A 21,184-nucleotide genomic window follows, 5' to 3' on the forward strand; every position below is an offset into this window, starting at 1 on the left:
CGGCTGGCGGTCGCGTTGGAGGGGGCCACGAAGGTGGACGAGGCCGTTCAGGGTGTCCGGGCCGTGCGGCGGGGTCGTGGGGTGCCGAACCAGGTCGGTGCGGCGTTGCAGGCCAGCCCGCACGCGGGTGCGTCGTTCCTGGGCACGGCGCGGGTGTGGGTCACGCAGATGCCGCACACGTTCGATGCGCTGCGCACCGGGGTGCTGTCCTCGTGGCGGGCGACGTTGATGGTGCGGGAGACGTCGCACCTGTCGGTGCAGGATCGGGCGCGGATCGATGAGGAGATCTGCGGCCCGGGAAACCTGGCAGGGCTGTCCCGGCTGGGGACCAGGCGGCTGATCGCCCGGATCAAGGAGCTCGCCGGGCAGCTGGACGTGCACGCGTGTGTGAAGCAGAACGCGAGGGCCGAGTCGCAGCGGTGTGTCTCGGTGCGTCCGGCACCGGATCTGATGGTGTATCTGACCGCGTTGGTCCCGATGCGGCAGGGGGTGCAGGCCTACGCCCAGCTCAAGGCCCACGCCGACGCGGCCAAGGCGACGGGGGACGGGCGGGGTGCCGGGCAGATCATGGCGGACACCCTGATCGAGCGGGTCACCGGCCGTGAGCCCGGCAAGGCTGATGAGGTGCCGGTCACGATCAACCTGCTGGTCTCGGACCAGACGCTGCTGGCCGGTGGTGACCAGCCTGCCGTGGTGGTGGAGGGCACGGCCGCGGGTGTGGGTAGCGTGCCGGGGCCGGTGGCGCGGAATCTGGTCGCGCACGGGCTGGACGCGGGCGCGGCGTGGTTGCGTGCGGTGTATGTCGACCCGCGGGGCCGGTTGCTGGCCACGACGTCGACGTCCCGGTTCCACCCGGCCGGCCTGGCGGTGTTGTTGCGGGCCAGGGAGCAGGGGATCTGTGGCTCGTCGTGGTGCGACGCGCCGGTACGGCACATCGACCACATCGTCCCGCACGCGGAGGGTGGTGCGACGAGTCTGGACAACGGGCAGGGGTTGTGTGCTCGGTGTAATCACGCGAAGCAGGCACCGGGGTGGTCACAACGGGTCACCGAGGTCGACGGCCGGCACGCGGTGCAGACGGTCACGCCGACGGGGCACACGTCCGTCTCCGTCGCGCCCGCACCACCAAAGCCGGTCACGCTCACGGGGCACGAGCACTCGTCGCTCGCGCCCCAGCCGCCCGATCCCGTCAGCGAGCCAAACCTGGTCAGCGGGCCAACTCCGGCGACAGAGCCGGACCCGGTCAGTGGGGACGCCAAGGACGGCGCCGGGCAATCGACACCGCCGTGGACCCCCGCGGTCGGCATGTCCGGCCCGGCGCCGGGGCGTGTCCCGCGTAGCCGGTACAGCATCGGCTGTCACACCAGACGCGACCGTGGCGCGATCGCGTACCGCCCGCCCGGGCGACGTGAGCAGGTCGGTCCCGGGCGCCGGCCACGGTCCCGACCCGACCTCGCCTGGGCACACCCACGCGGGGCACATACGCCCTGAACCGGCGACCGCCGCGAGCCGACACTCCCGGCGGCCTTCGGCATGCCCGGGACCGGTTGTCACCAGATCTGTTCGGCCCACTCCGGGTGGTCGATGAACGGGTTCCGGTTGCCCTGCCAGTCGGTATAGATGATCTCGTTGCGCCGGCGCTCGGTCGTCGAGACCGGGTCGGCCGCGTGCCAGGCGAGCAGCACTGAGATTTTCCCGTGCAGCGGCACCGACCCGTTCGATGTCGAGTCGTTCAGCTCGAGGTTGGGCCACCCGTCGTCGCCCTCGTACCGCACGGCCATGTAGAAGAGCATCCGGGCGACGTCGCCCTTGACGTTGTCGGCGGGCTCGAACGAGTCGGCGTCGGTGAAGCAGTCCGGGCACTGGTAGACGGCGGACCCGCCGTTGTCGAAGTCCTTGTTGCCCCGGGTCGAGTTGACGGTGACGTCGGTGGGGCGCAGGTGGTGCAGGTCGGTGCCGGGGCCGGTTGCGGTGCCGAAGCCGCCGTGGCTCTGGGCCCAGGTGTGCTCCCGGTTCCAGTCGTCGGGATCGCCACCGTTGCTGGTCTTCGAGATCGACGTGCCTGAGTACAGCTCGATGACGTTGTTCGGGTTGTTCGGGTCCTCGTCGGTCTCGCGCAGCGCGGTCCACACGGTCGCGTAGCTCACCCCGGTGTGGTTGTCGATGATGCCGTGCAGGGCGGAGCGCAGCGCGGTCCCCGTCCGGCCGGCCGCCGCGTCGTAGTAGCCGACGGGCTCCGTCGGAGTACCTCCCCCGGACCCCACGACCGCGAACGCGGTGCCGTTCCGGAGCCCGGCATGGGAGAAGTAGGCAGACAGGGTGCCGGTGACGTCGAGCTGTCGACCCATCAGGCCGGGGTTGGACGCGAGGCCGTAGCCGGAGCGGAAGGCGGTGGGGATCTGGACGTAGATCATCCGCGCGGTGCTGGTCTCGCCCGGAGCGTCGGCAAGGGCCAGCGCGTAGTCGTTCGGGAAGCCGCTGGTGACCACGGTGCTGGTAGCGGTCGGCTGCCCGACGACGTACCCGCGCACGGTGGCGATCGAGCCGTTCTGGGTGGAGATCGCCGACGTCACGCTGATCGGGGTGGCCGCATGGCCGGGCGCCGAGGCGCTGACCTGGGCCAGGGTCAGGGCAAGGAGCACCAAGGCGAGGGAAAAGGCCAGAAAAGCGGGCCGCGCTGGGCGCCCGAGCAGTTGCCGCATGACCGGACCGTAGGCGAGCAAAGTAGAGCAGATATCACCAATGGGTAAATTCTGCACATATAGGGTAGGTGCAATTGCGCAAGGCGCGGACCGTCCAGCTGCCGGTCGCCCGACCGGAGTACCGTCTGCACCATGCGTCTGGGCGTGCTCGACATCGGTTCCAACACGGGGCACCTGCTCGTCGTCGATGCCCATGGTGGCGCGGCGCCGCTGCCCGCCTCCTCCCACAAGCAGCCGCTGCGCCTCGCCGAGCACCTGGACGACCAGGGCGCGGTCGGTCAGGCGGGCGTGGACGCCCTCGTGGAGTTCACCGCGCAGGCCCTGCTCGTCGCGGAGGAACGGGGCTGCTCGGAGACGCTCGCCTTCGCGACGTCCGCCGTGCGCGACGCCGTGAACTCCGAGACGGTGCTCAAGACGGTGCGTGAGCGCACCGGGGTGCGGCTCGAGGTGCTCAGCGGCGAGGATGAGGCCCGGCTGACGTTCCTGGCTGTGCGCCGCTGGTTCGGCTGGTCGGCCGGCCGCCTGGCCGTGTTCGACATCGGCGGCGGCTCCCTGGAGATCGCCGGCGGTTCCGACGAGGCGCCCGACGCCGCATGGTCGCTCCCGCTCGGGGCGGCGCGGCTCGCCCGCACGCACTTCGGCGACGTGCCCGACGCCGGAGCGCTGCGCGACCTGCGCCGCGACCTGCGCGCCGACATCGCGCGGAACGCCGGGAACCTGCTGCGCAGCGGCCGGCCCGACCGCGCGGCCGCGACCTCCAAGACCTTCCGGTCGCTCGCGCGGATCTGCGGGGCCGCCCCGGCGGGTGACGGGCCGCTGGTGCGGCGAGTGCTGCGGCTCGAGACGCTCCGCGAACGCGTCGAGGAGCTGACCACCATGCCCGCCGACGCCCTGGCCGGGCTGCCCGGCGTCTCGCCGAGCAGGGCCCACCAGATCGTGCCGGGCGCGCTCGTCGCCGAGGCATGCATGGACGTCTTCGATCTGGCCGAGCTCGAGATCTGCCCGTGGGCGCTGCGCGAGGGAGTGATCCTTCAGCGCCTCGACCAGATGCCCCACATCGTCGGGGTCGGCTGAGCCCAGAGCGGGCTGAGCCGGGAGCAGAACCGCAGCCTCAGCCGACGCCCAGGGAGTCCGCCGGCCGGCCGTCGCGTGCGCCGAGCGAGCGCGGGTAGGTGCGCACCCCGCCCAGCACGCGAACGCCGACGAGCTCGCCGATGGCCGGCGCGTCCACACCGAGGACGCGGGACCGAAGCGGGTCCCCGGACTCTTCGTCCGTCGGATCGAGCTCGACGAGGGCGTCGTGCCCGAAGTAGTCGACGTCGCGCACGACGGCGTCCAGCACGCCCGCACCGGGCGGGGTCAGGGTGAGCTGCTCGGGGCGGATCATCACGTCGACGTCGCCGGCGGCGTCGCCGTCGACGGAAGCCCCGTGCACCGGCAGCCTCCCGAGCCGGCAGGTAACGCTGCCGTCGGCCGCGCTGCCCGCGATGAGCAGCGCGTCGCCGAGGAACTCCGCCACCTCGGCGTCGACCGGCTCGCGATAGACGGTCCTGGGACTGGCGACCTGCCGGAACCGGCCGGCCTTGAGGATAGCGACCTCGTCGGCGAACGAGAGCGCCTCGTCCTGGTCGTGCGTGACCAGGACCGTCGTGGCGCCGGTCGCGCGCAGGGCCCGGGCGGTCGCCTCGCGCGTCGCGGCCCGCAGCGCCGTGTCCAGCGACGAGAACGGCTCGTCGAGCAGGATCAGGCCCGGGCGGGGGGCGAGCGCCCGCGCCAGGGCGACGCGTTGCTGCTGGCCGCCGGAGAGCTGGTCAGGATGCCGCTCCGCGATCGCGGAGGGCAGGCCGACGAGGTCGAGCAGCTCGAGCACGCGGTCGTGGTGGCGTCGTCGTGGCCAAGGCAGCCCGAACGCGATGTTCCCGGCGACCGACAGATGGGGGAAGAGCGCGCCGTCCTGCCGGACGTAGCCCACGCCGCGGCGCTCGGGCGGCAGCCACGTGCCAGGGCCCGCGACGGTCCGGCCCCCGACCGTCACCGTGCCCGACCCGGGCCGCAGGAAGCCGGCCACCACCCGCAGAAGCGTCGTCTTGCCGCTGCCGGAACCGCCCAGCACCGCCGTCGTCGCGCCCTCGGCGACGGTGAGCTCGACGTCGTCGAGCACCGTCTCGGCGCCGTACCCGGCGCTGAGGCCGACAATCTTGAGCTCGCTCATCGCTCCTCCAGGATCTGCCGCCGCAGCAAGATGGTGAGCGGCACCGACATGGCGATCATCACGGCGGCGTAGGGGGCCGCACCGGCGTAGTCCAGCTCGCTCGCCTCGCGCCAGAAGGCGAGCGCGAGGGTGTCCGTCCCGGTGGGGGCGAGCAGCAGCGTGGCGGTCAGCTCAGTGTTGACCGCGAGCGCCACCAGCACCAGCGCGGTCAGCACAGACGGCGCGACGAGCGGCAGGACGACGCGGACGAGCGTCGCCGGACCGCTCAGCCCCAGGGATCGCGCGGCTTCGGAGAGCTCCGGGCGCGACGCCGCGAGCCCCGCGCGCAGCGAGACCATCGCCCGGGGCAGGAACAGGATCGCGTAGGCCAGCACGATCAGCCCCACCGTCTGGTAGGCGGGCCGGGCCCACCGGACGGCGAGCGTGACCAGGGCCAGCCCGATGACGACGCCTGGAAGCGCGCTCGCGACGAACGTCGTCCGCTCGAGCAGCAGGGCCAGTCCCGACCGATGGCGATTGAGCAGCCAGGCCCCCGGCAGGGCGGCGACGACGGCCGCCACGGCGCCCAGCGCGGCGAGACCGAGGGTGCTCAGGGTCACCTGCACCAGCCCGGCGTCGAGCCCGGAACCAGCGGCGACGCCGTGGAGCAGCCACCGGACCACCGTGGCGACGGGGACGGCGACCGAGAGCGCGACCAGCACGCCGAGGAAGGCCAGCGCGGGCGCCGTCCAGCCGCCGAGGGCGGTGGGCACGGCACGCCGCTGGACGCCCGACCCGACCCGGGCCACCCGGTGCCGGCCCCGAGCCACCAGGTCGAGCACGAGCGCCACGAGACAGAGCGTGAGCAGCACCGAGGCGAGCAGGCTGCTGGACGTGCTGCTGAACCCGACGGCGTACTGCTGCATGATCGCGGTGGTGAAGGTCTGGAAGCGCATCATCTCCAGCACGCCGTACTCGGCCAGGAGATGGAGCGCGACCAGCAGCGCCCCGCCGCTCAGGGCGGGTCGCAGCCGCGGCAGCAGGGTGCGCACGACGGCGGCGGCCGGTGACAGGCCGAGGGAGCGGGCCGCCTCCTCGTCGCCGGGGTCGAGCGTCCGCAGCATGGCCGCCACCGGGAGGAACACGAACGGGAAGTACGCCAGCGTGGTGACCAGTGCCGCGCCCCCGAAGCCGTCGAGCCACGGCGCCACGGTGACCCAGGCGTAGGCGCTCACGAACGAGGGCACGGCCAGCGGTGCCAGGAGCAGGGTGCGCCACACCCCGGCCCCGGGCAGCGCGGTGCGCTCGACGAGCCAGGCGGCGGCCACGCCCACGACGACGGTGGCCGGCACCGTGACGGCGAACAGCAGCCCGGTGTTCGTGAGCAACTCGCCCACGCGGGGGCGCAGCAGGTAGCTCGCCGCCTCGCCCGGGTCGGCGGAGAGCGCGTCGGGGACGACGACGAGCAGCGGCAGGAGGGTGAGCGCGGCCACCAGGGCCGCGGCCACGGCGACGCCGCGCGTGCCGAGGCCGTGTGCCCCGACGCCGCGCGGCCCGCCCAATGCCCTAAAGGATGCCGGCATCCGTCATCATCGTGACCACGTCGTCGGAGTTGAGGGTGAACGGGTCGACCGGAGGGGCGTCGAGGTCGGTCAGCGGCGGCAGCGCCGGGTCGGACGCGACCCCGGTGCCGACCGCGTACTCCATCGACCCGCTGTCGACCAGCACCTGCTGGCCCTCCGGTCCGGTGACGTAGGCCAGGAACTGCTGGGCCTCGTCCGGCCTGTCCGAGGAGGTGAGCACGCCGCCGGCCGACAGGCTGACGAACGCGCCGGGGTCCTCGTTGCCGAAGTAGTGCAGCTTCGTGTTCGCGCTGCCCTCCTTGTCGGCGGCCTGGTCGCGGTACCAGTAGTAGTGGTACATGATCCCGACCGGCACCTCGCCGGCGTTGACGGCCTGCATGGTGGCGATGTTGTTCTGGTAGACCTCGGCGTTCTCGGCCAGCGCGTCGAGCCAGGCCTGGGTCTCCTGCTCGCCCTGGTCGGACAGCATTCCGGCCACGATGGCCTGGAAGTCCGCGCCGCCGGGCGCCGCGCCCCACCGGCCGGCCCACTCGGGCTCGGCGAGGTCCATGATCGACGTCGGGAGCTCGTCCTCGCTGATCTCGTCCGTGTTGTAGACGAGCACCGTCGACCGGGCGGCGATCGCCGTCCACGCCCCGGACGACGGCGCCATACCCTCCCCGACCTGCGCCACCGTCTCCTGGTCCACCGGCGCGAGGAGGCCCGCACGCTCGACGATGGTCATCGCGGGGGAGTTCTCCGTCAGGAAGACGTCGGCCGGCGACGCGTCGCCCTCCTCGACGATCATGTGCCCCATGGAGGCGTCCTGGCCCTCGCGCACCTGGGTCTTGATGCCCGTCTCCTCCGTGAACGCCTGGGCCCACGCCTCGGTGACGTTGCGGTGCTGGGAGGAGTAGATCTGCAGCGCGTCGGGGTCCGCCTCGAAGGCGTCCTCACCCGATCCGCCGCCGCAGGCGGCGAGCGCCAGGGGCAGGGTCAGGGTGAGCAGGGCGGCGGCGCCGAGGTGTCGTCTCTGGGGCACTGGAGTGTCTCGTCTCTGGGTTCTTCAGCGGGGATCTTCAGCGGTGTTTGTGCGGAGGTCTTCAGCGGTTCGGTCGGAGCAGCAGGTCCTGCAGCCGGCGCACCGGCCGGTCGGCCAGACGCCAGATGAGGCAGCCGACGGCGAGCGCGGCGAGGGTGGCGCCGAGGGCGTGGGGGACCAGGACGAGGATCGGGAACTGGATCAGGTAGACGTACAGGGAGGCCGACGCCAGCAGGCTGACCACGGGCACAACCCGGGCGGGCAGGCGCACCTCGCGGACGAACGTCAGCAGCGCTATCCCTAAGAGGATGGTGGCGTTGCGCACGAGGTCGTCGGGGAAGAACGTCGCCCCGCCGACGACGGCGATGGCGAGCGTGAGCAGGCGGCGCCGGCGGGTGTCGGCGTACGCGACGGCGGCCCCGACCGCGAAGAGCCAGAACGTCGTCGGCATGATCCCGCGCAGCACGCCTTCCCCGAGGTACAGGATGAGGAACCGGGGCACCAGGGCGACGACCGCGACGGCGGCCGCGACGCGCCACGGCTGCAGCCGCCAGGCGCGGCCCACCCACGGCACGGCGAGGATCGCGGCGAGGGTGATCGTGCATGCGATCAGGGCGTCGACGAACCAGAGCTCGTTGCGGAACCCGTAGGCGACGTCGCCGAAGATCCAGTTGACGAGCAGCACGTTCGCCCACCCGTAGCGGTCCTGGGCCACCATGCCGAACAGCGCCACCGCGACCGTGGGCACTGCGACGCCGATCAGCGTGCGCGTGCTCGCCCGCCAGCGGCCGCGCGCCGTGGGCATCGACAGGCCGAACCGGGCGGCGTTGAAGCCGGCCACCGCGAGCAGGGTGTGCGCCCCGCCCAGGATGTGGAAGAGGTCGGCGTGGGAGCCGCAGATGATCACGACGGCGATCGCGCGGAGCAGCACCGAGGTCTCCATGCTGCGGCTGCGCCACCAGCGCCCGCGTGCGCCGTCGACGGCGGCGGTGCTTGGCAGGTCCCGTGCGGGGCGCCCCAGCTCGACCAGCTCACCGAGCGGGCGGTGGTGCCAGCCCGACGGGAGCCGCCCGACGAGCCGCTCGAGCCCGACGGACGCCTGCACGTGGCTGAGCGAGTCGCCGCCGTGCTGGACGAAGCTGCGACCGAGGTCGACGGCGTCGATCCCGAGCACGTCGCCGACGGCGTGGGCTACCTCCACGGCGAGCGTGGGGCTGGGGTCAGCGGGCCCGACGGCGCCCTGCGGGCCCTGCTCGCGGGTCTGTCGGCGCTGCTGCCCGTGGCGGACGAGCGCGATGCAGGCGAGCCGGTCGACCTTGCCGTTGGGCAGCCGGGGCAGTTCGGCGACGGCGACCGCGACGGAGGCCGGGGAGAGCCCCGAGGCCTCGCCGGCGAGGCGCCGGACGAGCGCGGCCGTCTCGACGGGTATCGCGCCCGGAGCCGGTTCGACCACCACGGTCAGGCCGGCGTCGTCGCCGCCGACGGACGCGATGTGCCCGACGGACTCCAGTGCGGACTCGACCGTCGTCAGGTCGATCCGCAGCCCCATGATCTTGGCGAACCCCGACCGGCGTCCGACCAGACGCAACAGGCCGTCCGGGCCGATCCGCCCGAGGTCACCGGTCCGCAGCTCGGACAGCATCGCCCCGAGCGCGAGGTCGTCGGGGTGCTCGGCGTAGCCCATCATCACGCCGGGACCGCGCACCACGACCTCGCCGGACCCGTCGGCCGCCTCGGGCACGCTCGTGTCGAGGTGCAGGGACGTCCCGGCCACGGGCCGCCCGACGGCGTCGGGGTTGTCCGCCACGAGCGCCGGGTCGAGCACGCAGATGCGGGCCGTCGCCTCCGTCTGCCCGTACATCACGGCGAGCTCCCACCCCTGCCGCCGGCCCAGCGCGGCGGTCCGCACGACGCGGTCGGGATGCATCCGGCCGCCGGCCTGGGCGAGCAGCCGCAGCGAGGGGTGCGGCTGCTCGAGCGCGCCGGTGGACTCGAGGAGCTCGACGGTGTGCGGTACGACCGCCATCGTGGTGACGCCCAGGTCGTCGACCGTGTTCCACAGGTCCTCGGTCAGCACCGATCCCTCGTTCAGCACCACCGAGGCGCCCGCGACCAGGTGGGAGTGCAGCACCGAGAGTCCGAAGCAGTAGTGCAGGGGGAGGCTGGTGATCGCCCGGTCGTCCTCGGTGATCCGGAGGGCCTCGGCGATCGCCAGGGCGTTGCTGCGGACATTCTGCCGGGACAGCCGGACCAGCTTCGGTGAGCCGGTGCTGCCCGACGTGCTCAGCAGGAGGGCGAGGTCCGGGTGCAGGAGATGGCGAGGGGCCGCCGCGAGCAGGTCGAAGGGCCGCTCCGGGTCGCCGGTCGCGATGACGTCCGGCAGGTACCGGTCCAGGATCTTGCCGGTGCGAGCGTCGTCGGGGGTGACGAGCGCGACGTGGCCCGCATGGAGGGTGGCGAGGTACGCCGTCACGCTCGGCAGGTCCGGCCGCAGCGCCAGGTGCACGAGCCGCCGGCCGTCGGCGACGTCCGGCAGCAGGCCGGCGACGTCGGCGACCTGGCGCCTGAGCTCCGCGTGGGAGAGGCCCTCGCCCGAGGCCGTGAGCAACGCGAGCCGCCCGGCCCGCGCCTGGCCGGCAGACGGATCGGCCGACGAAAGGGTGCCCTGGCTCGGGGCCACGGCGGGGGAGAGGGCGGTCAGCACGAAGGGAATGCTAACCTAACCTGAGTGTTTCCTTGACAAGAGGTGAAAATCGTGTCGGTCGAGGTCTGGTGGTCCTCGCTGGCCTCGGCGGACCGCGACCTGCTCCGCCTGCTCGACGCCGGCGAGCGCGCCCGGGTCGAGTCGCTCGAGCGCTCCGCGGACCGCGGCCGGTTTCTGATCAGCGCGGCGATGCTGCGTGTGGCGGTCGCGGCTCACCTCGAGATCGCGCCGGTCGAGGTCCTGGTGGACCGCACCTGCGCCGAGTGCGGCGGCCCGCACGGGCGCCCGCGGATCGTGAGCCACGGCACACCGGCGCCGTCGGTCTCCGTCTCGCACTCCGGACTGCTGGCCGTGGTCGCCCTGGCCCCACGCGGCCCCGTCGGCGTGGACGTGCAGCGGCTCGACGACCTCGACGACCCGGTGGACGGGCGCGCCTGGGCGACCCGGGAAGCACTCTTCAAGGCCGGGACGCCCGCGCCCGGCGACGTTGCGGTCTCCGAGCTCCGGCCACCGCTGCCCGGATACGTCGCCGTTGTCGTGGTACCCGGCGGACAGGACGGCGCGCCCCGGATCACGCACTGGCCCCGGCCGATAGCGCGGCTCTCGGCGTCGGGCGGCGGGCGGTGAGGAAAAAGCGCCGCGAACGTAACGCCGCGGCTCGCGAGGCGAAACCCGGATTGGCGAGGCTCCACCCATGACCCACGTGAAGCCCGCGGACCTCGTCACCCGCATGATCGACGCCGGCGAGGCGAAGGTGCACCTGTCGACGAGGGACACGCTCATCCGGGCCTTCATGGGCGCAGCGCTGCTCACGATCGCCGCGGCGTTCGCTGTGACGGTGTCCACGCAGACCGGCGAGCCGCTGGTGGGCGCCATCCTGTTCCCCGTCGGGTTCGTGATGCTCTACCTGCTCGGGTTCGACCTGCTGACCGGCGTCTTCACGCTCGCGCCGCTGGCCTGGCTCGCGAAGCGGCCGGGCGTCACGGTCGGCGCGGTGCTGCGCAACTGGGGCCTGGTGTTCGTGGGGAACCTGGCGGGCGCGATCATGGTCGCCGTCCTCATGGCCATCTACTTCACGTACGGCTTCTCGACCGAGCCCAGCGCGGTGGGCCAGGCGATCGGCGAGATCGGCGAGGGCCGCACCGTCGGTTACGCCGACCACGGGGCGGCGGGCATGCTCACGCTGTTCGTCCGGGGCGTGCTGTGCAACTGGATGGTGTCCACGGGCGTCGTGTTCGCGATGGTGTCCACGAGCGTGATCGGCAAGGTCGTCGCGATGTGGATGCCGATCATGCTGTTCTTCTACATGGGGTTCGAGCACTCGATCGTGAACATGTTCCTGTTCCCGTCCGGCCTCATGCTCGGCGGCGACTTCACGATCATGGACTACCTGGTCTGGAACGAGATTCCGACGGTGATCGGCAACCTCGTGGGCGGCCTCCTCTTCGTCGGCCTGGCCATGTACGCCACGCACGGCCGGACGGCGCCCAGCCGCCGCCCGGCGACCCTCGGCGTCGAGCCGACGCCGGAGCGCGAACGCGAGCTCGTCCGACCCACCCGTTGAGTGCTGGATATTCGTCCCTTCGGCGGGTCTGGGGAGGCGAATATCCAGCACTCAACGAGGCTGAGCGGGCGGATACTGGTGGTATGTCGGTTGTCTTCAGTCCGGTCGAGCGGTTGCGGGCGCGGGTGGGTGACGCGCTCTTCCTGCGCATCGCCGGGCCCGACGGGTACGCGGAGCGGGACCGGATCCATCTGACTCCCGGCCCGCGCTGGTTCGCCCCGGACAGCCCCATCCGGCGGGTGCACGGTGACTCGGCGACGTTCGTCGGCGGGCTGCGGGCGCTGTTGCTGCAGTCGCTCCACCCGCTGGCGATGGCGGGCGTCGCCGGCCACTCCGGGTATCGCGGCGACCCGTGGGGGCGGCTCGCCCGCACCTCGACGTTCCTCGGCTACACGACCTTCGCGACGGCGGAGCACGCTCAGGAGATGGTCGACCGCGTGCGCGCCGTCCACGAGCGTGTGCGGGGCCAGGCCCCCGACGGCCGCCCGTACCGGGCGAGCGATCCCCACCTGCTCACGTGGGTGCACGTCGCGGAGGCCGACTCGTTCCTGGCCGCCCACCAGCGATACGGCGAGAAGCCGCTCAGCGCCGACGAGGCGGACGAGTACGTCGCCCAGTCCGGGCAGGTCGCCCGGGCGCTCGGAGCCGACGTCGTCCCGGCGACCGTCGCCGAGCTGGCCGGCTGCATCGAGTCCTACCGGGGCGAGCTGGAGGCCACGCCGGCGGCCCTCGACGCCGCACGCTTCCTGCTGCGCGAGCCGCCGCTGCCCTGGTCAGCGCGGGGCCCGTATCACCTGCTCGCGGCCGGGGCGGTGGCGCTGCTGCCCGCTTGGGCGCGGTCGCAGCTGAGGGTCGACTCCCGGTTCAGCCGGATCCTCGGCGGTCCGGCCGGGGGAGTAGCCGTCCGCGCGGTGCGGTGGGGCATGGACCCGGTCGCGCGCCAGGGGCGTCAATGGTGACGGGCCTGGCACGGACGGAGCACGCCGTCTCAGAGATCAGGCCGGTGCAGGTGCAGCGGCGCGGTGTCGAGCCGGTCGGTCAGGCTGCTGCAGACGCTCTCGACGTCCGGGCTCGCCGCGCAGCCGACCCACAGCGCGAACGGCCCGGCGCACGCGCAGGCGCCGTCGGGCAGCCACTCGTCGGCCCATGCGGAGAGGGCCGCCGCCAGGAGCCGGCCGCGCCGCGGGCGGGGCGACCCGGCTGAGCGTCGCAGGACCGTGAGGCCCATGCCGGGCGGCCGCTCCCAGCGGGCCGGGTCGACCTCCGGCTGGCCGCCGGTGGCCCCGACCTCCACGTACACCTGGCCGTAGGCGGAGCGGGGGAGCAGCCGGAGGAGCTTGCGGAGCTCGGCCGCGTCGTGGGCGTCGCCCGCCAGCAGCAGGTGCAGCGCCCATCCGTCGTTGTGCTCGTCGCCCGGGTGGTACCGCTCGGCGTCGGGCCAGCTCTTGCCGGCGGGGCCGTAGTCCGTCACGTCGTCCTCCAGGTCGCCCAGCCGGTTCACGGGCCGCTGCTCCGTCAATCTGATCAGGTAAGGCTTACCTAACACCAGATCGCGTCCTGAGGCAATAATCCGCTCCCGATCTCGGCGGGCGGAGGATTAGCGTGACCCCGGTGGAGAGCATCACGAAGAACCGCCAGTCCCTGGACACCCTGCGTGCGATGGTCGCGCGTGCCTACGGCCCCGACGCCGTTCCGGACGGAGACGCCTGGGTGGAGGAGCTGGGGAACGGCTTCTTCAACGTGGTCTACCGGATCACTCTCGCAAACGGGCGCCAGGTCGCCCTGAAGATCGCCCCGCCGTCCGACGTCGAGGTTCTGACGTATGAGATCGGCGCGATGCGGACCGAGCTGGAGGCGCTGCGCCTCATCACCGCCCACACCGGCGTGCCCGTCCCGGTGGTCGACCACGCCGACCTGCTGCACGACCTCGTCGACGTCGACTACTTCTTCATGCCCTATATCGACGGCGACAACCTGGGCGTCCTCCGGGACGAGCTCGGCCCTTCGGACCTCGGGACGTACCAGGCCGCGCTCGGCGCCGCGAACCGCGAGCTCAACACGATCCTCGGCCCGGCCTACGGCCCCATCACGGCCCCCACCTACCCGACCTGGCGCGCCGCTTTCACGGCGATGTTCGACGACGTGCTCGACGACGGGCGCCGCCGGAGCGTCGAGCTCGGCTGGTCGTACGACGACGTCCGCGCGGTGCTGACCGTGCACGAGCACCTGCTCGACGACGTCACCGAGCCCCGCTACGTCGAGTGGGACCTGTGGGAGGGCAACGCGCTGGTTCGCGACGGAGAGGTCGTGTGCATCATCGACCATGAGCGCGCGCTGTTCGGTGATCCCCTCATCGAGGTCGGGTTCGCCGGGCTCGTGTCCTCGGCGTTCGGCGACTCCGCGGCTTTCCTGCGCGGCTACGGGCGGGGGCCACTCACCGAGTCCGAGGAGGTCCGCCGCCGGCTCTACACGCTGCACGTCGGCCTCGTCATGACCATCGAGACGGTCTATCGCGGCCACACCGACAAGGACCAGTACGACTGGGCCCGCGAGTGCGTCGACGAGGTCATGACCTCGCTGACGCGCGGGCGGCCCGCGGCGTGACGGCGAGAGCCGCATGACGGACCGGCAGGCCACCAGGCAGACGACCGCCCTGGGCGTCCAGCCCGTCGGGCGCCTGCTGTGGCACGCCTGCTCCCAGACCACCCTGTCGGTGGGTGTCTACGGGATCTACGCCCTCACGAACGCATGGTTCGTCGCCCGCGGCGTCGGCCCCGACGCGCTCGCCGGGGTCAACCTCGTGGCGCCCGTCCTGCTGATCCTGGGCGCGGTCGGCACCACGGTCGGCGTCGGCGGCGCGTCGCTGGTCTCGTGGCGGCTGGGCGCCGGCGACCCCATGGGTGCGGGACGCGCCGCCGGGAACACGTTCGTCGTGTTCTGGGCGACGGCGTTCGTCGTGATGGTGGCCGGGCTGGCGGCGCTCGAACCGCTGCTCACCGTCCTCGGCGCGCACGGCGAGGTGCGCGGGTACGCCCGCGACTACGCGGAGGTCCTGCTGCTCGGGGCGTTCGCGGCCACGGGCTTCTCGGCACTCGTTCGGGCCGAGGGGCGGATGGCGTTCTCCACGCTGTTGTGGGTCGTGGGGATCCTCACGCAGATGGCGCTCGACCCGTTGCTGGTCCTCGGCTTGGACATGGGCGTGCGAGGCGCCGCGCTCGCCACGATTTGCGGGCAGTCCCTCTCCACGGGGATGAGCATGTGTTTCTTCTTCGTCCAGCGGCGGCGCCCGTACCGCGTCGGCCTGAGGCAGTTGCGGCCGCACCTGGCGACGATCGCCGCGGTCGTCACGATCGGGGCGCCCTCGTTCCTTGCCGGCTTCGGCGCGACGATGCTCGTCGTGCTCGCGAACAACCAGCTCGCCGCCATGGGCGGTGCCGTCGCCCTGGCCGCGTTCGCCGTCGCGTCCCGGTTGCAGACCTTCGCGGGCATGCCGCACATGGGCATCGCGCAGGGCCTGCAGCCCGTCGCGGGCTACAACGCCGGCGCGCAGCTCTGGCCGCGGGTGCGGCGTGCCCGCGTGCTCGCCATGAGGGCCACCGTCGGCTACGGGGCTCTTGCGGCGGCCGTGCTCGTGCTGCTTGCCGAACCGCTGGTCGGCCTCTTCGTCGATGACGGCCCCGTCGCCACCGCGAGCGTCACCGCCGTGCGCATCATCGCCGCCGGGCTCGTCTTCTCCGGCGTCACGCCAATGGTTTCGGCATACTTCCAGGCGCTCGGGCTGGCGCGGCCGTCGTACGCGCTCTCGGTGGGCACGCTCGTGGTGATCAAGATCCCGCTGCTGTTGCTGTTCGGGGCGTTTGGTGGAGTCGGGGTCTGGATCGGCCTCGCGGCAGGGGAGGTCGCCGCGGCGCTGGCTGCCCTGATCCTGCTGCGCACGCACCGGGACCGGGCAGCCGCTGCCGGTTAGCGGGCATCCCGCCGCACCAGGCTCCGTAGGGAGCGCACGGCGAGACTGGGGCCATGGACGATCCGATCCTTCGCGCCATCGATGCCGTGACCATTCCGGTTCCCGACCTGGACTCGGGCCTCGCCTTCTACCGCGATCGGCTCGGCCACCGGGTCCTGTGGCGGAACGACGCCGTCGGCCAGGCCGGGCTTGCCCTGCCCGACGGCGACAGCGAGCTGGTCCTCACCACGCGCCAGACGTATGAGCCCGATTGGCTCGTGACCTCCGTGCCCGACGCCGTCGCCGCACTGGTCGCTGCCGGGGGCTCCGTGATCACGGAGCCCGTGGAGATTCCCGTGGGGCGAGTGGCGGTCGCGGCCGATCCGTTCGGCAACTCGCTCGTGCTGGTCGACCTCTCGAAGGGGCGGTACGGCGAGGCGCGGAGGCAGACCTGAAGACGGCAATCTCCTGGCGCCGGCCCGGAGAAGCGTGCCAGCATCCGGCGACAGGCAATTCCGCCCGCAAGGAGACCGCACATTCAGACTGATCCTGGATTCGAAGCACTGCTCATCGGAGGCCGCGCCGGGGTCGGCAAGACCACGGTCGGCTGGGAGGTCTCCGTCCAGCTGCAGGCCGCTGAGGTCGCCCACTGCCTGGTGGAGGGCGACAACCTCGACCAGGCGTTCCCCGCCCCGCCCGTCGACCCCCACCGCTCCAAGATGACCGAGGCGAACCTCGCGGCGCTCTGGGGCAACTACGCGGCCCTCGGATATCGCCGACTGATCTACACGAACACAGTCTCCGTCCTGGAACCGGACCTCATCGCCCGCGCCATGGGCGGTGCGCCGCGGATCATCGGGGTGCTCCTGACCGCCGACGACGCGACCGCGGGTCGGCGCCTCGGCGGCCGGGAGATCGGCACCCAGCTCGACGCCCACGTCTCGCGCGGCACCACGATGGCCCGGCATCTGGAGGCCGCCGCGCCGTCGTCAGTGGTCCGGGTGCCGACCGACGGGCGCAGAGTCGCGGAGATCGCGCGGGACGTCATCGCGGCGACGGGTTGGTCGACGCCGCGGTAGGACGCGGCGCCGTTACGATGCGGTCATGCCTCCCGTCTCCCCGTGTGCCCGTGGCCGGCGACCGTCCGGGGCCGTCTGATGGCCGCGCGGTCGGGACCGCCGCGGCTGCGTGAGATCGCCGAGCGTCTCGGCGTCTCGGAGACCGCGGTGTCGTTCGCGGTCAACGGGCGTCCGGGGATCTCGGAGGCCACCAGGAAACGGATCCTCGAGTCGATCGAGGAGTCGGGCTGGACGCCGAACTACGCCGCGCGCGCACTGTTCGAGGCGCGGTCGTCGACCGTCGGGTTCGTCGTCGCGCGGACAGCCGAGGCCGTCGGGTCGGAGTCCTTCTTCCTGCAGCTCATGACGGGCCTGCAGTCGGTCCTCGGCGCGTCGGGGTACGGGCTGCTGTTCCAGGTCGCCGCCTCGATCGAGGACGAGCTCAAGGTCTACCGCGGTTGGCGGGCGCAGCAGCGGGTCGACGGCGTCGTCCTGGTCGACCTCCGGGCCGACGACCCGCGCCCCGCGGAGCTCGCCCGGCTCGGTCTACCCGCCGTCCTGGCGGGCGGGCCGGACCCGCTGGGGCTGGTCCCGTCCGTCTCCATCGACGACGCCGGCGCGATCGACGTCGTGGTCGACCACCTGCGTGCCCGCGGCCACCGGCGGATCGGCTACGTGACGGGCGACCCGGGCATGCTCCACGTCGGACGCCGCGTGGAGGCGTTCCGGCGTCGGGCCGGTGAGCAGGACGGGGTGACGGAGGCCGTGGTGTCGACCGACTTCTCGACCGGCGCGGCGGCGCGGGCGACGAGGCGGCTGTGGCAGGAGCCCGAGCCGCCGACGGCCGTCATCTACGAGAACGAGGTGATCGCGGTCGCGGGAGTCGGCGAGCTGCGCGCCCTGGGCCTGTCGATCCCGCAGGACGTCGCGGTCGTCTGCCTCGAGGACAGCCTCATCGGGACGGCGATGCGCCCGCAGCTGACCGCGCTGCACCGCGATACCGGCCGGTTCGGTCAGGACGTGGCGCGCAGCCTGCTGGTGGTGCTCGACGACGGGGCCGCACCCGACAGCCAGGAGCGCACGCCCGAGCTCGTCGTGCGGGCGAGCACCGACGCGGACGCCGGCGTCGGCGCGCTCTCGACCGACCTCTGACGGCCCCGCCTGACCCGGCCAGCTCACCGAACCAGCTGCCCAAAGGCGCCGGAGGGGTCGTTGACGAGGGAAACTAAACCGGATTAGTATCCGGGGCGTCCGATCCCGTCCGGAAGGCCCCGATGCACAGCGACCCCCAGCACGTCATCGACCGGTGCGAGCGAGTGCTGCGCGAGTGGGTCCTCCCGCTGATCCACACGACCCTGCGGCCCGTGGCCATGGAGTCGTGGGAGGTGGTGGGTGAGCCGGTCGGGGTCGCCGCGGGGATCGCCGGCGTCCGTGAGGCCGGCGTGCCGTTCGAGACCGGCTCCGCCTGGGGCGGCGTCTGGACGACCACCTGGTTCCGCGTCGAGGGAACCGTCCCGGCCGACAGTGGTTCAGCGGGCGACGGCCCGGTCGTCGAGCTCGTGCTCGACCTCGGCTGGTTCGACCACTCGGTGGGCGGGCACGTCGAGGGCATGGTCTACCGGGCCGACGGCACCGCGATCAAGGGCCTGCACCCCCGGAACGGCTGGGTCCGGCTGGCCGGCCCCGGAGCGGCGCCCGGCGTCGTGGGCCCGGGCGGCCGCTTCGAGCTGTTCGTGGAGGCGGCCGCGAACCCCCTCCTGCTGGGCCTGCCGCCGTTCGTCGAGACGCCCCTGGGCGCGCAGGTGGAGCAGCACGCGACGGAGCCGTACGTGCTGCGCCGGGCCGACGTCTGCGCGTTCGACGACGAGGTCTGGCAGCTCGCCAGAGACCTGGAGGTGGCCTGCGGCCTGGCCCAGCGGCTGGACAGTGCCGAGCCCCGGTACTGGCGGCTGCTGCGAGCGGTCGAGGCGGCGCTGGACGCCTACGACGACCAGGATGTCGCCACCGCGACCGCCGCGCGAGCCGAGCTCTCCGGTGTCCTGGCGCAGCCGGCCCATGCGTCCGCGCACGAGATGACGGCCGTGGGCCACGCCCACATCGACTCCGCGTGGCTCTGGCCGGTGCGCGAGACCCGCCGCAAGGTCGGCCGGACCGTTGCGAACGTGCTGGCCCTGCTCGACCTGGACGACGAGGTCGTCTACACCATGTCGGCCGCGCTCCACTTCGAGTGGCTCGAGGAGCGTCACCCCGACCTGTACGAGCGGGTGCGCAAGGCGGTCCAGGAGGGCCGGATCGTCCCCGTCGGCGGCATGTGGATCGAGCCGGACAGCGTCATGCCGACGGGTGAGGCCCTCGTGCGCCAGCTGTCGTACGGCACGCGCTACTTCCAGGAGCGGTTCGGCCACCGGGCCCGTGAGGTCTGGCTGCCGGACAGCTTCGGCTACTCGGGGGCGCTGCCGCAGCTCGCGCGGCGCGCCGGCTTCCGGTGGTTCCTCACACAGAAGATCTCGTGGAACGACACGACGACGTTCCCCCACCACTCGTTCCTGTGGGAGGGCATCGACGGGACCCGGATCTTCACGCACTTCCCGCCGGCCGACACGTACGCCGCGGAGATCACCGCCGCGGAGCTGTCGCACGCGGTGGCCAACTTCCGTGACAAGGCGGTCGCCTCCCACTCCCTGCTGGTGTACGGCTACGGCGACGGGGGCGGCGGGCCCACCCGGGAGATGGTCGCGCGCGGTCACCGCTTCGCGGACCTGGAGGGTGCGCCTCGCGTCGTGGTGCGCACTCCCGAGGAGTTCTTCACGCTCGCCGAGTCCGAGATCCGCGCGGCGCGCGGACCGGTCTGGTCCGGCGAGCTGTACCTGGAGCTGCACCGCGGCACCCTGACGACGCAGGCCGCGACCAAGCAGAGCAACCGGCGCAACGAGGCGCTGCTGCGGACCGTCGAGTACCTGTCGGTCGTCGCTGCGTTGGGCGCCGGTCTGCCGTACCCCGCCCGCGAGCTGGAAGGGCTGTGGAAGACGGTCCTGCTCAACCAGTTCCACGACATCCTGCCCGGGACGTCGATCGCCTGGGTGCACCGCGAGGCCGAGGCGGACCACGAGGCAGTGACCCGCGAGGCGCTCGGCCTCGCGCGGCGCGCCGTCGACGCGCTCGGCCTGCCCGCGGGCGGGCCGGGGGCCCTGGTGCACGTGGGCCGGACCCGGGCCGAGGACTGGCACGTGACCAGGTCCCACGCGGCTACGCGCCACGCACCGACCGCGCTGTCGCGCGACGACCGCGGCGACGTCGTCCTGGACAACGGGCTGCTGCGCACGGTGATCGACGCCGACGGGCACGTGACGTCCCTGCTCGACCTGAGCACGGGGCGGGAGCTCGTGCCGCGCGGCGAACGGCTCGGCGTGCTGCAGCTGTTCCGCGACGAGCCCGTCCGCTGGGACGCCTGGGACATCGACCGCCACTCCCTGCGGCACCCGGTCGAGCTGCGGGACGCCGTCTCGGTCGAGACCGTGGCCTGCGACGACCATGCGGGCGTCGTCGTCGAGCGACGGCACGGTAAGTCGGTGTACCGGATCAGCGTGACGCTGCGGTCCGGCTCCGCCCAGCTCGACTTCGGATGCGAGGTCGACTGGCAGGAGCGGGATCGCCTGCTGAAGGTCGCGCTCCCGACGGCGATCAGCCCGCGCACCGCGAGCTTCGAGACGCAGTACGGCGTCGTCGAACGGCCGGTGCACGACAACACGGCGCACGACGAGGCGCAGTTCGAGGTGAGCACCCACCGGTTCGTCCACCTCGCGGAGCCCGGGTACGGGATCGGCGTCGTGAACGACTCGACGTACGGCGCCGACGTGCGCCCGGTCGAGGGGGACGGTCATGGCAACGCGCGCGGCACCACCGTGCGCCTGTCCCTCCTGCGCTCGCCGCGGTTCCCCGACCCCGACGCCGACCGGGGCCGCCACCGGTTCCGCTGGGCGGTCCTGCCCAGCCCCGACCCGCGGGCGACCCTGGCGGCCGCCGCCGCGATCAACGCCCCGATCCTCGACGAGCTGCCCGACGTCGCACCGCTGCTCCGGCTCGAGCTCGACTCCGGCACCGCGGTGATCGACTGGGTCAAGCTCGCCGACGACGGGTCGGGCGACGTCGTCGCGCGGGTCTACGAGCCGTTCGGCGGGCGCGCGACGGCGCGCCTCCGCCCCGGACCGCTGCTCGCCGGGGCGAGCGTGCGCGAGACCGACCTGCTGGAGACCGAACCGCTCGAGCCCGGCCTGTCCCGCGCGCTCGGCGACGACGACACCCGGCCGGCGGCGGACGCACCCCTGGACCTGGGCCCGTACCAGGTCGCCACCCTGCGCCTGCACCCGAACCACACGTAGCCCGGAACCACACGTAGCCCGGAACCACTCAGAGAC

The 21,184-nt window shown here is 72.9% G+C and carries 17 protein-coding genes; 11 read left to right on the forward strand and 6 right to left on the reverse strand.

Features of this window, described 5'->3' with window-relative positions:
• Positions 1 to 1,491, forward strand: a 1,491-nt coding sequence (locus tag EW117_RS20515) for an HNH endonuclease (protein WP_129788563.1), incomplete at its 5' end; no start/stop codon positions are given.
• A 59-nt stretch (positions 1,492 to 1,550) separates the two neighbouring features.
• Here the strand turns inward: EW117_RS20515 and EW117_RS20520 are convergent.
• Positions 1,551 to 2,702, reverse strand: a complete 1,152-nt coding sequence (locus tag EW117_RS20520; RefSeq protein WP_129788564.1) for an endonuclease — start codon at positions 2,700 to 2,702, stop codon at positions 1,551 to 1,553.
• A 132-nt stretch (positions 2,703 to 2,834) separates the two neighbouring features.
• Here EW117_RS20520 and EW117_RS20525 point away from each other — a divergent pair, with 132 nt between their 5' ends.
• Entirely contained in the window at positions 2,835 to 3,776 is a 942-nt protein-coding gene (locus EW117_RS20525) for a Ppx/GppA family phosphatase (protein WP_129788565.1), read from the forward strand.
• 37 nt (positions 3,777 to 3,813) lie between these two features.
• Here the strand turns inward: EW117_RS20525 and EW117_RS20530 are convergent, their stop codons facing one another.
• The 4 genes from EW117_RS20530 to EW117_RS20545 form a co-directional block, all read right to left on the reverse strand.
• Positions 3,814 to 4,914 (reverse strand): ABC transporter ATP-binding protein, encoded by a 1,101-nt coding sequence (locus tag EW117_RS20530; RefSeq protein WP_129788566.1) that lies wholly within the window; start codon positions 4,912 to 4,914, stop codon positions 3,814 to 3,816.
• Positions 4,911 to 6,476 carry an ABC transporter permease gene (locus EW117_RS20535; protein WP_129788567.1) on the reverse strand — a complete coding sequence of 522 codons (1,566 nt, stop codon included), beginning with the start codon at positions 6,474 to 6,476 and terminating at the stop codon, positions 4,911 to 4,913. Before EW117_RS20535 ends, EW117_RS20530 begins: the two co-directional genes overlap by 4 nt.
• A complete protein-coding gene (locus EW117_RS20540; protein WP_129788568.1) occupies positions 6,460 to 7,497 on the reverse strand; it encodes an extracellular solute-binding protein in 1,038 nt (345 codons plus the stop codon). Before EW117_RS20540 ends, EW117_RS20535 begins: the two co-directional genes overlap by 17 nt.
• 61 nt (positions 7,498 to 7,558) lie before the next feature.
• Entirely contained in the window at positions 7,559 to 10,201 is a 2,643-nt protein-coding gene (locus EW117_RS20545) for an AMP-binding protein (protein WP_129788569.1), read from the reverse strand.
• Between the two features lie 51 nt (positions 10,202 to 10,252).
• Here EW117_RS20545 and EW117_RS20550 point away from each other — a divergent pair, with 51 nt between their 5' ends.
• The 3 genes from EW117_RS20550 (at position 10,253) to EW117_RS20560 (ending at position 12,724) form a co-directional block, all read left to right on the forward strand.
• Complete coding sequence (locus EW117_RS20550) at positions 10,253 to 10,828, forward strand: 4'-phosphopantetheinyl transferase family protein (RefSeq protein ID WP_129788570.1); 576 nt, start codon at positions 10,253 to 10,255, stop codon at positions 10,826 to 10,828.
• 67 nt (positions 10,829 to 10,895) lie between these two features.
• Positions 10,896 to 11,765, forward strand: coding sequence for a formate/nitrite transporter family protein (locus EW117_RS20555; RefSeq protein ID WP_129788571.1), 870 nt, complete (start codon positions 10,896 to 10,898; stop codon positions 11,763 to 11,765).
• Positions 11,766 to 11,848: 83 nt separating this feature from the next.
• Positions 11,849 to 12,724, forward strand: a complete 876-nt coding sequence (locus EW117_RS20560; protein WP_129788572.1) for an oxygenase MpaB family protein — start codon at positions 11,849 to 11,851, stop codon at positions 12,722 to 12,724.
• Positions 12,725 to 12,753: 29 nt separating this feature from the next.
• Here the strand turns inward: EW117_RS20560 and EW117_RS20565 are convergent, their stop codons facing one another.
• Positions 12,754 to 13,284, reverse strand: a complete 531-nt coding sequence (locus tag EW117_RS20565; RefSeq protein ID WP_129788573.1) for a hypothetical protein — start codon at positions 13,282 to 13,284, stop codon at positions 12,754 to 12,756.
• A gap of 92 nt (positions 13,285 to 13,376) precedes the next feature.
• Between EW117_RS20565 and EW117_RS20570 the strand changes: the two genes are divergently transcribed.
• From EW117_RS20570 to EW117_RS20595, 6 genes are all read left to right on the forward strand, one after another.
• Positions 13,377 to 14,369: a phosphotransferase family protein gene (locus tag EW117_RS20570; protein ID WP_129788574.1), complete on the forward strand. Its 993-nt coding sequence runs from the start codon at positions 13,377 to 13,379 to the stop codon at positions 14,367 to 14,369.
• Between the two features lie 13 nt (positions 14,370 to 14,382).
• Positions 14,383 to 15,732, forward strand: a complete 1,350-nt coding sequence (locus EW117_RS20575) for an MATE family efflux transporter (protein WP_129788575.1) — start codon at positions 14,383 to 14,385, stop codon at positions 15,730 to 15,732.
• A 53-nt stretch (positions 15,733 to 15,785) separates the two neighbouring features.
• Complete coding sequence (locus EW117_RS20580) at positions 15,786 to 16,166, forward strand: VOC family protein (protein WP_129788576.1); 381 nt, start codon at positions 15,786 to 15,788, stop codon at positions 16,164 to 16,166.
• Between the two features lie 201 nt (positions 16,167 to 16,367).
• The gene (locus EW117_RS20585) at positions 16,368 to 16,790 is read left to right on the forward strand and encodes an adenylyl-sulfate kinase (RefSeq protein WP_242504412.1); all 423 of its coding nucleotides are present in this window, start codon (positions 16,368 to 16,370) and stop codon (positions 16,788 to 16,790) included.
• A 78-nt stretch (positions 16,791 to 16,868) separates the two neighbouring features.
• Positions 16,869 to 17,921 carry a LacI family DNA-binding transcriptional regulator gene (locus EW117_RS20590; RefSeq protein ID WP_207211963.1) on the forward strand — a complete coding sequence of 351 codons (1,053 nt, stop codon included), beginning with the start codon at positions 16,869 to 16,871 and terminating at the stop codon, positions 17,919 to 17,921.
• A 122-nt stretch (positions 17,922 to 18,043) separates the two neighbouring features.
• Positions 18,044 to 21,148, forward strand: a complete 3,105-nt coding sequence (locus EW117_RS20595; RefSeq protein ID WP_129788578.1) for an alpha-mannosidase — start codon at positions 18,044 to 18,046, stop codon at positions 21,146 to 21,148.
• Positions 21,149 to 21,184: the final 36 nt, after the last annotated feature.

The sequence above is a fragment of the Promicromonospora panici genome (genome assembly GCF_900608595.1).
GTDB classification, from domain to species: Bacteria; Actinomycetota; Actinomycetes; order Actinomycetales; family Cellulomonadaceae; genus Promicromonospora; species Promicromonospora panici.

Excerpts from the sequence above, each read along its gene's own strand:
- EW117_RS20520 (WP_129788564.1), bottom strand. The coding sequence starts at position 2,702 with ATGCGGCAACTGCTCGGGCGCCCAGCGCGGCCCGCTTTTCTGGCCTTT.
- EW117_RS20525 (WP_129788565.1), top strand. The coding sequence starts at position 2,835 with ATGCGTCTGGGCGTGCTCGACATCGGTTCCAACACGGGGCACCTGCTC.
- EW117_RS20530 (WP_129788566.1), bottom strand. The coding sequence starts at position 4,914 with ATGAGCGAGCTCAAGATTGTCGGCCTCAGCGCCGGGTACGGCGCCGAG.
- EW117_RS20535 (WP_129788567.1), bottom strand. The coding sequence starts at position 6,476 with ATGCCGGCATCCTTTAGGGCATTGGGCGGGCCGCGCGGCGTCGGGGCA.
- EW117_RS20555 (WP_129788571.1), top strand. The coding sequence starts at position 10,896 with ATGACCCACGTGAAGCCCGCGGACCTCGTCACCCGCATGATCGACGCC.
- EW117_RS20560 (WP_129788572.1), top strand. The coding sequence starts at position 11,849 with ATGTCGGTTGTCTTCAGTCCGGTCGAGCGGTTGCGGGCGCGGGTGGGT.
- EW117_RS20575 (WP_129788575.1), top strand. The coding sequence starts at position 14,383 with ATGACGGACCGGCAGGCCACCAGGCAGACGACCGCCCTGGGCGTCCAG.
- EW117_RS20580 (WP_129788576.1), top strand. The coding sequence starts at position 15,786 with ATGGACGATCCGATCCTTCGCGCCATCGATGCCGTGACCATTCCGGTT.
- EW117_RS20590 (WP_207211963.1), top strand. The coding sequence starts at position 16,869 with ATGGCCGCGCGGTCGGGACCGCCGCGGCTGCGTGAGATCGCCGAGCGT.
- EW117_RS20595 (WP_129788578.1), top strand. The coding sequence starts at position 18,044 with ATGCACAGCGACCCCCAGCACGTCATCGACCGGTGCGAGCGAGTGCTG.